Source organism: Kosakonia sp. YIM B13588 (assembly GCF_042788165.1).
GTDB lineage: Bacteria > Pseudomonadota > Gammaproteobacteria > Enterobacterales > Enterobacteriaceae > Kosakonia > Kosakonia sacchari.
The window spans coordinates 119,731-132,977 of the sequence record NZ_JBHZPO010000010.1; the positions used below are offsets into that span (position 1 = coordinate 119,731).

The window sequence follows — 13,247 nt, forward strand, 5'->3', positions numbered from 1 at the left end:
TCTGGCCTCAGAACATGGCGCGCAGTAACGCGCGCAAGAACGTTCGAACCTCTGTCGCCAGCTCGCTATCAGAAAGACTTAAAAACAGCAGTGTGAGCAGCGTGACGACAACAATAATAATGATGCGATTTTTCATAGCGGGTTGCTTCCTGCAGTGTCAGATAACGATGCGTCATGGTTGCCCCAGGCGGGCAGGTTTTGCCACTCGCCAGGGGGCGCATCAAAGGGGTGAGCGATCTCCGGCAGGCCATTCCAGTGCGGGTGCAATTTTTCCCGCGCCAGCCGGATAACACGGCGAAAACTGTCATCACCGCGACGAATCAGATTTTCCCGCTCCTCGCGGATCACGGTAAACATGGCCTCAAGTTGTAACTGCAAGCGGCTTTCAGCCTGCTTAACCTGCGCAACAGTCGGTTCAGCGGGCAGACCCGCTTCCGCCTGCTGGATCAGCCGCTGTTTTTCACGTTGCCAGCGGGCGGCGCAGGCTTCGAGTGCCTCGGTGCGACGCTTATCGTGCATACGGAGTAAATCCTGAAACACCAGCGGCAGCGTGGTCTGGCTGCGTTCGGGCAGCGGCACGCTTTCCGCCGCCTGCACGGCACGCGCGTACTCCTCCATCGCTGTCGGTCGGTGCCCGGCGAGCCACAGGCAAAAACCGGACATGCGCCAGCCTTCCATCTCAAATACCGGATGGGGAATGGCCTGCGCTTCCAGCGCCGCCTGGCGATACCCTTTCGCCGCTTGCAGATGGTCTTTCTTCGCGAACCACGCGCCCGCTTCACCGAAGGTGCTTTGCGTGCGTAACTGCCCTTTCAGCGCGGGATCAGGGATATCACCAGAGAGGTTTTGCGCCTGCCGGTAGTGAGTGACGGCCTGCGCATGGTCGCCGCCTTTTAGCCAGCCACCGGCTATCAGGTTGTGCATCATCGCTTGTTGATCCGCCCAGCCGCGCCGCTGCGCAATGCCCAGCGCCAGTTCGCCGCGCGCGGCGACTTGTGCGCCACTGCCTTTTTCCAGCAGCAGCATCGCGTCAGCAAGGTAGCGGCGAAACAGCAGCCGGTCGGCATCGCTGTCCGTCTGCTGCTGCGCGGTTTGGTGCATCACCCGCATGCCATCCACTTCGTCAACAATGAGCTGCACCTCGCGCGGATGCGCCTCATATAACGGCTGCCAGATCGGTTGTTCCAGCGTATCAATCAGCAGCAAACGCGGGGCTTCCGCGCCCTGCTCCAGCCAGCCTTGTAACCAGCGCGTCAGCGCGCTTTCATCGCTGACGCCGGAGGGTTTAAGCACCAGCACCAGGTAACGGAGATCCTCGGCGAAAGCCTGCGCGAAACTCTGCAATAACCTGTTCAGTTGCGCCGGGGAGTAACAGGGCAGCCAGGGTTCCGCATTCCATGCTGCGGCATTTTCGGTGGCTTCGTACTGTTCAACAAACTCGCGTCCCAGCGCGTCGCTGTAGCCATAACCGGTTTCGAAAGGAGTATTCAGCCCAAGAAACAGATCCGGCAATGTGCGGCCTTCCGCGTGCTGTTGCAGGGCGATAAAGGCATCCAGCAGCGATTCGCCGCCCGCCGGCACGCGCCAGATAAACAGGCGGGTGCGTGCCGCGTTCTCGCTGGCATCCAGCCAGCTTAGCTCCAGCTCGCTCATCACTTTTTCTGTGGGATTCTTTGCCGCGCTCATTCCGTGTCCTTATCAGGCGTTAAGCTCGATTTTCTTGCCATTGACCATCACGCCTGCCGCGTTAATGGTAATGGTCGAGCCGCCCGCCGTGATCTCCACGCTGCCGTTGCCAATCAGAATGCCGCTTTCGCCGACGTTGATCTGGAAAGTATCCGTTGCGCTGTCCGCCACGCTGCCCTGGGTAAAACGGGTGTCGCCGCCGGTAATGCTCAGCGTGCGTCCGGCACCAATATTCACCTCTTGCTTTTGCACCACCGTGCGCACTTCACTGCTGCTGACGGTGACATTGCGGTTTCCGGTCACTTCCAGCGTCTGGTCGCCGGTGACCTGCACAGTGCGGTTTTGCTGCACGCTCACTTTTTCGTTGCCCTGCACGGTGCGGGTTCTGTCCTGCACCACGGTCAGCGTCTGGTTGCCTTGCACGGTGCCGGTGTTGTTGCTTTTCACCATGGTAGTGTGGTTGCCGGTAATGGTCTCATCACGGTTTTGATCGACACTGAGAGTTTCATTGCCTTTCACGCTTTCCGTGCGGTTCTGCTGCACGGTGGTGGTTTCGTTACCGTTGATGGTTTTGCTGCGATCCTGGCCGATGGTGACGGTTTCATTGCCGTCCACCGTGCGGGTGCGGTTCTGTTTGATATGGCTGGTTTCGTCTTTGCCCACGGTTTTGGTGCGGTTGCTGCCAACATCATGGGTTTCGTCGTTTTCAACTTCGGTATCCATGTTGCGCTCGGCGTGCAGCCAAAGTTGTTCTTCCCCGGCTTTATCTTCAAAGCGCAGGGCGTTGGCGTTATCCGGCGAGCCATCTTTCGAACGGCTCATAAAGCCCATCTGCGTGGCCGCCGCCGGCAGTGCCCACGGCGGCATGCTGGCTTCGTTATAAACGCGGCCAATGATTATCGGCCTGTCCGGTTCACCGTTAATAAAATCGACCACCACTTCGTCGCCCACGCGCGGGATCTGCACACCGCCATAGCCCTGGCCAGCCCACGCGCTGGAGACACGCACCCAGCAAGAGCTGTTCTCATCGCCCTGGCTTTGTCGATCCCAGTGGAACTTCACCTTCACGCGGCCATATTTATCCGTCCAGATCGACTCACCTTGCGGCCCGACCACGCGCGCCGTTTGTGGGCCATACGTGCGCGGCCAGTCGGTGACCGATGCCGGGCTAAAAGGCGTTGACGCCGGAATAACGGTAAAGCCGATATTGTGCTGTGAGCTGAATGGCCCACCGGAGGCGTACTGATTCTCTTCAAACGCATACTGAGCGCCAATCACCAGCCACTGGGCGTTATCGGCAAAGTTGGGTGCATTGGTAAGCCGAAAAAGATAGCCGGGCGCGATACCGGTCGCGGTGCCGGAACCTTGCATTTGCTGCTGCTCCGCTTGCCATGCCTGCTGGCGAATACGTGCGTATGATTCACCATCGCCATGCTCAACAAAGCGGCCTGGCCAGTCATAGACATCAATTTTCCCCGGGCTTGGCGAAACGGGATTTTGCAGGGTTTGCAGCATCCAGGCATGCGGCTTACGGAAATCGTAGTCATCGGTGCTGTACAGACCCGGCGTAACGACATGGCGCGCCAGTAACTGGCTGATGCCCTCTTCGTTGACCGCGCCGCCACCGGCTTGTGCGTGCCAGGGGATAGTGTCGTAACCGGGAAAAGCTTCGGCCTGCGAGTAGTCGTCCATCAGCACCAGCGTGTGGCCCTCTTTGCTGTGGCGAAACAGGTAGCTGATGCCTTCAAGCTCCAGCAAACGGCTGATGAAGTGGAAGCTGCTTTCACCATACTGCACGCAGTAATCCCACTGGCGATAACTGCGCGTCAGTTTGTCTTCAACCCTGACGTTGTATTCGGAAAACAGCGTCTTAGCGATATCCGGCACGCGCTGCTGCTGGAAAATGCGGAAGTTGCGATCGCGCATCATCGGCCAGAAATCAGGTTCAAGTGTTGCCTGATACGCCGCATAATGCGTGCCGTCCAGTTCTTCGGTACGCACCGAAACGGCGGTCACTTTCCCGGAAAGATAGCGTTCGCTGCCCGGCATCTGGCACGGGATCACCACTGTCATCTCCTGCCCGAGCAGTTTTTGCCGATCAAGGGTGAAGTCTTTGCTCAGCAGGTCAACCTGAAAACGAAAAGGGGTGGAAAGGTGTTCTTCCCCTTTCAATTTCCAGAACAGGAGTGAATCACTGCCAACGGATGACAGGACGGTTATCCGGTTAACCATACGTATTCCTTGGTAGCGGCGGCGGATATTTCGGGAGAAAACGATTTGCGGGAAATCATTCAAAAGAAACTTATACGCGCGCGTATTATTTACTAAAGACCAATGATTACTGTTAATATTATCTGCAGTTCATAAAAACGACAATTAAATACATCTCAGAATCATCTTATTTTATTATTAAAATAATAACTTATTTAAAATCAATTGAGTGAACATCACCATAATAAAAGAGTGGGTTTCAGGTTATTCGATTCAGCTAACAATTAATAATAACGCATCATATATTCTTTTATTTCTTACGATATCCCCTAAACGAAACTGACGTATTGTAAATTTAAAATAGATATCAGTTTACCTGCCTTTTTATCGCCGATGCATACTATGAGGCCCACGATGACTAATTTGCCGGAATTCCCTCAATTCGGTGAATTAATCTTTGGTGGAAAAGAAATGCTATTTACGCCAGGAGCCCATATTGAAGGCCTGGATATTCACCGTGTTGTTCCCAAAGGCAACCCGCAACTGAAAGCACAATGGATAAAACCGAGGTTGCGCTCAAGGCCGACGGAATGAATCAACGCATATTGCACGAATGCTTCGGCGCGGATGTGTCAATGTAACCCGCAGCCGTGGAATAAAAAAACCCCGCCTGGCGGGGTTTTTAAATTTGCGGCGTAACGCAAATCAGAACGGAATGTCGTCGTCAAAATCCATCGGCGGTTCGTTAGACGGTGCCGGTGCGGACTGCTGCTGTGGGCGAGACTGCGCGCCACCGCTAAACTGATTGCCACCCTGCGGCTGCTGAGGCTGACCCCAACCGCCCTGCTGCTGGCCGCCACCTGCCGGTGCGCCGCCACCCTGACGGCCGCCCAGCATCTGCATGGTGCCGCCAACGTTAACCACTACTTCAGTGGTGTATTTTTCCTGACCGGATTGATCGGTCCATTTGCGGGTGCGCAACTGGCCTTCGATATAAACCTGAGAGCCCTTACGCAGGTACTCGCCGGCCACTTCCGCCAGCTTGCCAAACAGCACAACGCGGTGCCATTCGGTCTGCTCTTTGGTTTCGCCGGTCTGCTTGTCACGCCAGGATTCGGAAGTAGCCAGCGTAATGTTGGCAACTGCGCCACCACTCGGCATATAGCGTACTTCCGGGTCCTGGCCCAGATTACCGACGAGAATCACCTTGTTTACGCCTCTGCTGGCCATATTGTGTCTCCTGAAAACGTTGCTTGATTCTTAGTAGTGTAAACGCGCGATTGTAGCATTACAAAGCCACACTTAGATAGCTGCGAGGAGGATTCCAGATTATCGCCGCGCACCATAGTTTGACATACCCGAAGCGAAGATGCATGCGAATACTGTATATTCATTCAGGTTAAATTGTGTCATAATTAGCCGTTTCTGACCGCTGGTTGTCCTTCAAACACACCAGGCAAAAAAGTGTTCCTCCGGGTAAAAGGTGAATGGATTGGATAAGATAGAAGTACGGGGCGCCCGCACCCATAATCTCAAAAACATCAACCTCGTCATCCCTCGCGACAAACTGATTGTCGTTACCGGGCTGTCGGGTTCTGGTAAGTCCTCCCTGGCTTTCGACACACTCTATGCCGAAGGGCAGCGTCGTTACGTTGAATCGCTCTCAGCGTATGCGCGTCAGTTTCTGTCGCTGATGGAAAAACCGGACGTTGACCACATTGAAGGTTTATCGCCCGCCATTTCTATTGAACAAAAATCGACATCCCACAACCCGCGTTCCACCGTCGGCACGATCACGGAAATTCACGATTACCTGCGTCTGCTGTTCGCTCGCGTTGGCGAGCCGCGTTGCCCGGATCACGACGTTCCGCTGGCGGCGCAAACCGTGAGCCAGATGGTGGATAACGTGTTGTCGCAGCCAGAAGGCAAGCGCCTGATGCTGCTGGCGCCGGTTATCAAAGAGCGTAAAGGCGAGCACACCAAAACGCTGGAAAACCTTGCAAGCCAGGGTTACATCCGTGCGCGTATCGACGGCGAAGTGTGCGATCTCTCCGATCCACCAAGCCTCGAGCTACAAAAGAAACACACCATTGAAGTGGTGATTGACCGTTTTAAAGTGCGTGAAGACCTCGCCCAGCGCCTGGCGGAATCGTTTGAAACCGCACTGGAGCTTTCCGGCGGCACGGCCGTGGTGGCCGATATGGACGAGCCGACCGCTGAAGAGTTGCTGTTTTCCGCTAACTTCGCCTGTCCGATTTGTGGCTACAGCATGCGCGAGCTGGAACCGCGTCTGTTCTCGTTCAACAACCCGGCGGGCGCATGCCCGACCTGCGACGGTCTGGGCGTACAGCAATATTTCGATCCGGATCGCGTGATCCAGAACCCGGAGCTGTCGCTGGCCGGCGGCGCCATCCGCGGCTGGGATCGCCGCAACTTCTACTATTTCCAGATGCTGAAATCGCTGGCGGAACACTACAAATTCGACGTGGAAGCGCCGTGGGAAAGCCTGAGCGCCAACGTGCAGAAAGTGGTGCTGTTTGGTTCCGGTAAAGAGTCGATTGAGTTCAAATACATGAACGATCGTGGCGACACTTCCGTGCGTCGTCACCCGTTTGAAGGCGTGCTGCATAACATGGAGCGTCGTTACAAAGAGACGGAATCCAGCGCGGTACGTGAAGAGCTGGCGAAGTTTATCAGCAATCGCCCGTGCGCCTCCTGTGAAGGGACGCGTCTGCGTCGCGAAGCGCGCCACGTCTTTGTTGAAAACACCCCGCTGCCGACCATTTCCGATATGAGCATCGGCCATGCGATGGACTTCTTCAACAACCTGAAACTTTCCGGCCAGCGGGCAAAAATCGCCGAAAAAGTGCTGAAAGAGATTGGCGATCGCCTGAAGTTCCTGGTCAACGTCGGCCTGAACTACCTGACGCTTTCACGCTCGGCGGAAACGCTCTCAGGCGGTGAAGCGCAGCGCATTCGTCTGGCAAGCCAGATTGGCGCGGGTTTGGTAGGCGTCATGTATGTGCTGGATGAGCCGTCAATTGGCCTGCACCAGCGCGATAACGAACGTCTGCTCGGCACGCTTATTCATCTGCGTAACCTCGGTAACACGGTGATTGTCGTCGAACACGACGAAGACGCCATTCGCGCCGCCGACCATGTGATCGACATTGGCCCTGGCGCGGGCGTACACGGCGGCCAGGTGGTAGCCGAAGGGACGCTGGATGCCATCATGGCGGTGCCGGAATCCCTGACCGGGCAGTACATGAGCGGCAAACGTAAAATTGAGCTACCGAAACAGCGCGTGAAAGCCGATCCGGAAAAAGTGCTGAAGCTGACCGGTGCGCGCGGTAACAACCTGAAAGATGTGACGCTGACGCTGCCGGTAGGCCTGTTCACCTGTATCACCGGCGTTTCCGGCTCCGGTAAATCGACGCTCATCAACGATACGCTGTTCCCGATCGCCCAGCGTCAGTTGAACGGTGCGACCATCGCCGAACCTGCGCCGTATCGCGATGTGCAGGGACTGGAGCATTTCGACAAAGTCATTGATATTGACCAGAGCCCGATTGGGCGTACGCCGCGCTCCAACCCGGCAACCTATACCGGTGTCTTTACGCCGGTGCGCGAGCTGTTTGCTGGTGTGCCGGAGTCCCGCTCGCGCGGTTACACGCCGGGGCGCTTCAGCTTTAACGTGCGCGGCGGTCGCTGCGAAGCGTGCCAGGGTGATGGCGTAATCAAAGTTGAGATGCACTTTCTGCCGGATATTTACGTGCCGTGCGACCAGTGCAAAGGCAAGCGCTACAACCGCGAAACGCTGGAGATCAAATACAAAGGCAAAACCATCCATGAAGTGCTGGATATGACTATTGAAGAAGCACGTGAATTCTTCGATGCGGTTCCGGCGCTGGCGCGTAAGCTGCAAACGCTGATGGATGTTGGTCTGACCTATATTCGTCTTGGACAGTCGGCGACGACGCTTTCCGGCGGTGAAGCCCAGCGCGTGAAGCTGGCGCGCGAACTGTCGAAACGCGGCACCGGGCAGACGCTCTACATCCTCGACGAACCGACCACCGGCCTGCACTTTGCTGATATCCAGCAGTTGCTGGACGTGCTGCATCAGTTACGGGATCAGGGCAACACCATTGTGGTGATTGAGCACAACCTGGACGTGATTAAAACGGCGGACTGGATTGTCGACCTCGGTCCGGAAGGCGGCAGCGGCGGCGGCGAGATTCTGGTCTCCGGCACGCCGGAAACGGTCGCCGAATGCGAAGCCTCTCACACGGCGCGTTTCCTCAAACCGATGCTGAAATAATTACACGGAGAGTTGCTGCCGGACCTGTTCCGGCACCAACTCAATCGCCTGCTGATACGACGCATCCACCAGGTAGTAAATCTGCGAATCCGGTAACGAACCATCAAGGTAAACGGTGCTCCAGTGCGCTTTATTCAAATGGCGGCTGGGGCGCACATCTTCATGCCGCTGGCGCAGCAAATCTGCCAGTTCCGGGCTCGTTTTCAGCGACGCCGCTGGCCGGCCTTCCACCTCTTTCACCATCACAAACAGCACATCCGCAACTTTGATTTGTGTTGCTTTCCAGTCGCTGTGCACGCTCTGTTCAGCGCCAGGCTTCGCCATGCAATATTGCAGTAACTCGGAAATTGTCACTTTTGCTTCTCCTTGTCATGTCGTGGTGGGGTATCGCGATCGGCATAAATACGTCATTTAAGCGTAGTGTATGGATAAAAAAATCGTGGGCCGTTACAAAACCTGACGATCAACACAGCCTAAACAGAATCGAGAACGCCGGAACCTTTTGTGATTTTGAGTGACAAATAGTTACAAGTAGAAAGTAATAGTTATTTTTTCATTTTTTTCAATAAGATAAGAAAGGCACATTATTGTGCTGTTGATTGCGGATAAAAGAGAAAACTCCCGGAGATGCCTGATGAGCATATTACATGGCGAGAAGAAAACCGTCCTTGTCGCTGAAGATGATAGTGATATTGCCGGTGTTATGATTGCTTACCTTGAGCGCGACAAGTTCGCGGTGCTTCATGCCCCTGATGGTGAAAAAGCGGTCATGATGGCCGAAAAATATCAGCCTGATTTTATTATTCTGGATATCAAAATGCCGAAAAAGGACGGCTGGCAAGTATTGATGGAGCTGCGCCAGACCACCGATATCCCCATTATGATGCTGACTGCGATAGACACCGATACGGATAAGATCCAGGCATTAAAAACGGGCGCTGATGATTTTCTGGTGAAACCGTTCAACCCGGAGGAATTAGTCGCCAGGGTGCATGTTATTTTAAAAAGAAGCCAGCAATATCATGCACGAGAAAATTTGAAAATTTATAAAACCAGAAACATTGAAATTAATAAAATAACGCATCAGGTTTATGTTGGTCCGAAGAAAACGGATTTATCTACAGACTTAACCTCAACAGAATTTAAGATCTTGATGCATTTAATTCGCTATCCGCAGCGCGTCTTTACGCGCGAAGAAATCATGAATGCTTGCATGCCAGAGGGTAATGCCTGCGATCGCACCGTGGATAGCCATGTCAGCAAATTAAGAAAGAAGATCCAGCAGGCGGGCATTGTCAATGTGCCCGAGTGCGTACGCGGCTTTGGCTATCGGCTGGGAGATTAAGGTAGCCAAAAACTCCCGGCGGGGGATATACCGCCGGGAGCCTCCGTTAGAACAGCGTCCTGCCCAACGGCAGAATGTCGCACCACTGTTTTTTATAGCTCCAGTAATCTTTATAGACCCCGAGAGAGAACTTAAATTTTTTATCTTTCGCGGTACATAATTCTTTCGCTTTACAGATATTCACCCACAACAAAATACTGCCCAAATTAAATTCAGGATAATTTTGCGAATAGCCACCATTAATATCATCAAAATAAAAATAACCATCACATTCGGCCATAAAAATGATATCAAATGCGCAAGGTTGACCATGAATAAACAATACCGCGCCAAAGAGTAAATGCCGCAATGCAGCAAATGTTCTGATTAAGTCATCACGCGCAAAACAGTAAATTTTACCCTGCCAGCGCTGTTTGAACACGTCGATATAAATATCGGCCAGTTCGCTATCTGAAAAGTCATCAACCCACCGAACTTCACCGCCACAGGCAAGAAACTTTTTCATTTCGCCGTTGCGTTTTTTCTGTGACGCTTTCGAGAGGCTCTCTTTGACGTAGCAGAGCTTGTTTTTTAAATAACGGCTGAATAAAACATTGAGAAAATCTGTGCGATGGCGCGGCGACAGCCGCTTGGTAACCGCAGGTAAATACCCTACCTTTTTCGTTTGCAGCGGCAGCATGATGTCATCAAAAACAAAGGGATAACGCCGGTCCTGTAGCGATAGCGAACCCTTCACCGCGTAACACGCGCCAACGTATACCTGCTTGCGACGAATGACGTAAAAATCCAGCTTCGCCCCCGTTTCAGCACTTAAAAATTGCAGCACATCCGGATGTGTACAGACAGAACCGCCAAATTGTTGCCAGACCATTTTATAGGTGGCGAAATCGCACGGTTCCCAACCGTACAGCCACGCGAAAACATTCCGTAAAACCATAACTACCCCGTGTTATCAGACGCACCCACACGTCTTTATGCAGGCTTATAACCGGGGTATATGGAGGTTTGATGGAGCGACTACTCTCCTTGCAGCGTGGCGATGATTTTGCGCGAGGCGCCGTGAATGCGGTGCTCGCCAAGCCAAATTCCCTGCCATGTGCCCATCACCACGCGCCCGTTTTGCACAGGTAACAGCAGCGAAACGCCTAACAGCGAGGATTTAATGTGCGACGGCATATCATCCGGCCCTTCGTAATCATGCTCATACGGCGCGTTGTCCGGCACGGCTTTAAGAAAATGCTGCTCCATATCGTGGCGCACGGTGGGATCGCAATTTTCGTTCAGGGTGAGCGAAGCAGAGGTATGTTGCAGCAACAAGTGCAGCAAACCAACGTTAATGCGGGAGATATCGCGAAGTTGCCCAAGCACTTCGTCCGTCACCAGATGAAACCCGCGCGACTTCGCGCCAAGCGTAAGGGTTTGTTGATACCACATGCCTATCTCCTGTCAGCAAGATGAACTCTTGTCAGTGTGGCAGCATGTTGCCAGAACAGGAAAGCCAGGGCTAATACTCGGAGTTCACAATCACTTCCTCGCCCAGCGCACCTGCCTGCGGTAAAGGGCGATAGGTCGAGTTTGAAGCGCGTAGCACGCGAATTGGCCGGGCTTCGCTTTCTCGTGCCGCGGTGATATCGCTGTCTGAATCGCCATAGAAAATGCGGATTTTATTGGCTTTCAGCCACTGGGTTTTGCTGTTCTGGCCGGGCTTATCGCCGGCGAAAATCACCGGGTTCATATTGGCCGCAGGAATAAGAAAATCGTCCTGTAGCGTTTTACTCACCGTTTCCGTTTTTGTCGGGCTACGGCCGGTGATGAAAAAGATGCTGTCACCGCGCTTTACATGCATCGCGATCAGATGGCGGGCCACTTCTTTCGGAATACTGAACTCGTCCCAGCCGTTGTTCATCTTTTCCCAAAACGCCGGGTTTTGGAGATAGGCTTCGCTCTCCGGTGACCAGGTTTTTTTACCGCGCCAGAAACCGGGACTGGAAAACAGCACCGTGTCGTCAATATCAAACCCGACGGCCATTGGCGGGCGTTCGATAAGAGAATTTTCAATTTGCGCCACAGAAACCCAGTGAACAGGTGCCTGTTCGGCGAGCCTGGCAACATTGGTGCCTTCAGATACCGGCGTGGGTGCCGATGCGTAAACCGCGCTGCCAAACGTCATCCACAGGCAGACCGCGCCGAGCGCGCGTATGAACTTTCGCATATTTATCCCTAAATTATCAGTTCGTTATATTTTATAAATGGTGCGAATGGTCAAAATGTTACCAGACCATACCCTGTGAAGCCGATGAAAAAAAGGATTTTTTGCAGATTATTCAGAGAATAAGCGAATGTTGAGGCATAAATAATCCCCTGCCAGACCGCAGGGGATGAAGAAAAGTAAGTGGGTGCTTACATTACTGCGGCGAATGCTTGCGCCACGCGGTGGACATTGCGGCTGTTAAGACCGGCAACGCACATCCGCCCGCTGGCGATGAGATAAACGCCAAACTCTTCACGCAGACGATCAACCTGCGCTGCGCTCAGGCCGGTATAACTGAACATGCCGCGCTGTTTAAGCAGGTAATCGAAATTCCCGCCCGGTACTGCCTCTTTCAGCACGGTGACCAGCTCCTGGCGCATCGCCAGAATACGCGTACGCATGGCTTCCACTTCCGCCAGCCAGGAGGCTTTCAGGCCGGCGTCGCCAAGCACTGTCGCGACCAGCTGTGCGCCAAAATTCGGCGGGCTGGAGTAGTTACGGCGCACGGTGGCTTTGAGCTGCCCCAGCACGCGGCTGGCGGCGTCCGCATCGTCACACACCACGGAGAGCCCGCCAACGCGCTCGCCATAGAGTGAGAAAATTTTCGAAAATGAGTTGCTGACCAGCGCAGGCAGCCCGGCGCGGGCAACAGCGCGGATGGCATAAGCATCATCTTCCATTCCGGCACCAAAGCCCTGATAGGCGATGTCGAGGAACGGGATCAGATTGCGCGCTTTCAACACCTCAACCACCTGGTCCCATTGCGCGTGAGTGAGATCCGCACCGGTTGGGTTATGGCAGCAGGGGTGCAGCAGCACAATGCTCTGTGCGGCCAGGGTGTTCAGTTTTTCCAGAAATGCTTCAAAACGCACACCGTTAGTAGCACTGTCGTACCAGGGGTAAGTACTCACTACAAACCCGGCACCTTCAAATATCGCAACATGGTTTTCCCAGGTCGGGTCACTGACCCACACGCCGGAATCTGGAAAGTAACGTTTCAGAAAATCTGCGCCGACTTTCAGCGCACCGGAGCCGCCTAATGTCTGGATGGTAGCAACACGTTTTTGCGCCAGTACCGGATGTTCTGCACCGAACAGTAGCGGAGCGATCGCGTCGCGATAGCTGTTTAGCCCTTCCATCGGCAGATAGACCGACGCACCGTGCGGCTGTGCGTTCAGGCGCGCTTCGGCCTCGGCAACCGCCTGCAAACGCGGGATGATTCCGTCTTCGTTGTAATACAGCCCGATGCTGAGATTAACCTTGTCGCTGCGGGGATCTTCTTTAAAGCGCTCCATTAACGACAGAATCGGGTCGCCGGCGTAGGCGTCAACTTTCTGAAACACGCGTGTACTCTCCAGGTTTACAGTAGGCAAGAACCACCACAATAAACCGGAAGCAGAGGAAGATCGAGAGCAGTAACAGCGGTGTTAAAAAAT

12 protein-coding genes are annotated in these 13,247 nt (G+C 54.0%); 3 read left to right on the forward strand and 9 right to left on the reverse strand.

All coding sequences use genetic code 11. The features are described 5' to 3' along the window. Positions 1-7: 7 nt before the first annotated feature. The 3 genes from ACFX4U_RS17230 to ACFX4U_RS17240 are packed head-to-tail and all read right to left on the reverse strand — an operon-like array spanning position 8 to position 3,918. Positions 8-136, reverse strand: a complete 129-nt coding sequence (locus tag ACFX4U_RS17230) for a hypothetical protein (protein ID WP_313507941.1) — start codon at positions 134-136, stop codon at positions 8-10. Beyond that, positions 133-1,686, reverse strand: coding sequence for a hypothetical protein (locus ACFX4U_RS17235; protein WP_313507942.1), 1,554 nt, complete (start codon positions 1,684-1,686; stop codon positions 133-135). The genes ACFX4U_RS17230 and ACFX4U_RS17235 overlap by 4 nt, the downstream gene beginning before the upstream one ends. Positions 1,687-1,698: 12 nt before the next feature. Beyond that, entirely contained in the window at positions 1,699-3,918 is a 2,220-nt protein-coding gene (locus ACFX4U_RS17240; protein WP_313507943.1) for a type VI secretion system tip protein TssI/VgrG, read from the reverse strand. Positions 3,919-4,311: 393 nt separating this feature from the next. Here ACFX4U_RS17240 and ACFX4U_RS17245 point away from each other — a divergent pair, with 393 nt between their 5' ends. After that, complete coding sequence (locus ACFX4U_RS17245; RefSeq protein ID WP_313507944.1) at positions 4,312-4,491, forward strand: hypothetical protein; 180 nt, start codon at positions 4,312-4,314, stop codon at positions 4,489-4,491. A 111-nt stretch (positions 4,492-4,602) separates the two neighbouring features. On the opposite strand, the gene ssb1 is transcribed toward ACFX4U_RS17245, so the two are convergent. Then, positions 4,603-5,127 (reverse strand): single-stranded DNA-binding protein SSB1, encoded by a 525-nt coding sequence (gene ssb1 / locus ACFX4U_RS17250; protein WP_017459456.1) that lies wholly within the window; start codon positions 5,125-5,127, stop codon positions 4,603-4,605. 262 nt (positions 5,128-5,389) lie between these two features. Between ssb1 and uvrA the strand changes: the two genes are divergently transcribed. After that, positions 5,390-8,215 carry an excinuclease ABC subunit UvrA gene (uvrA, locus tag ACFX4U_RS17255; RefSeq protein WP_017459455.1) on the forward strand — a complete coding sequence of 942 codons (2,826 nt, stop codon included), beginning with the start codon at positions 5,390-5,392 and terminating at the stop codon, positions 8,213-8,215. Here uvrA and ACFX4U_RS17260 read toward each other — a convergent pair whose 3' ends face one another. Further along, entirely contained in the window at positions 8,216-8,569 is a 354-nt protein-coding gene (locus ACFX4U_RS17260) for an MmcQ/YjbR family DNA-binding protein (protein ID WP_313508489.1), read from the reverse strand. A gap of 280 nt (positions 8,570-8,849) precedes the next feature. On the opposite strand from ACFX4U_RS17260, the gene ACFX4U_RS17265 reads away from it, so the two are divergent. Further along, positions 8,850-9,560: a response regulator gene (locus tag ACFX4U_RS17265; RefSeq protein WP_313508488.1), complete on the forward strand. Its 711-nt coding sequence runs from the start codon at positions 8,850-8,852 to the stop codon at positions 9,558-9,560. A 46-nt stretch (positions 9,561-9,606) separates the two neighbouring features. Here ACFX4U_RS17265 and ACFX4U_RS17270 read toward each other — a convergent pair whose 3' ends face one another. From ACFX4U_RS17270 to tyrB, 4 genes are all read right to left on the reverse strand, one after another. Continuing rightward, a complete protein-coding gene (locus ACFX4U_RS17270; RefSeq protein WP_313508495.1) occupies positions 9,607-10,296 on the reverse strand; it encodes a transcriptional regulator in 690 nt (229 codons plus the stop codon). A gap of 281 nt (positions 10,297-10,577) precedes the next feature. Continuing rightward, positions 10,578-10,994 (reverse strand): secondary thiamine-phosphate synthase enzyme YjbQ, encoded by a 417-nt coding sequence (locus tag ACFX4U_RS17275; protein WP_313508487.1) that lies wholly within the window; start codon positions 10,992-10,994, stop codon positions 10,578-10,580. 70 nt (positions 10,995-11,064) lie between these two features. Beyond that, positions 11,065-11,772, reverse strand: a complete 708-nt coding sequence (aphA, locus tag ACFX4U_RS17280) for an acid phosphatase AphA (protein WP_200552031.1) — start codon at positions 11,770-11,772, stop codon at positions 11,065-11,067. A gap of 188 nt (positions 11,773-11,960) precedes the next feature. Continuing rightward, positions 11,961-13,154 carry an aromatic amino acid transaminase gene (gene tyrB, locus ACFX4U_RS17285; RefSeq protein WP_313508485.1) on the reverse strand — a complete coding sequence of 398 codons (1,194 nt, stop codon included), beginning with the start codon at positions 13,152-13,154 and terminating at the stop codon, positions 11,961-11,963. Between the last annotated feature and the right edge of the window lie 93 nt (positions 13,155-13,247).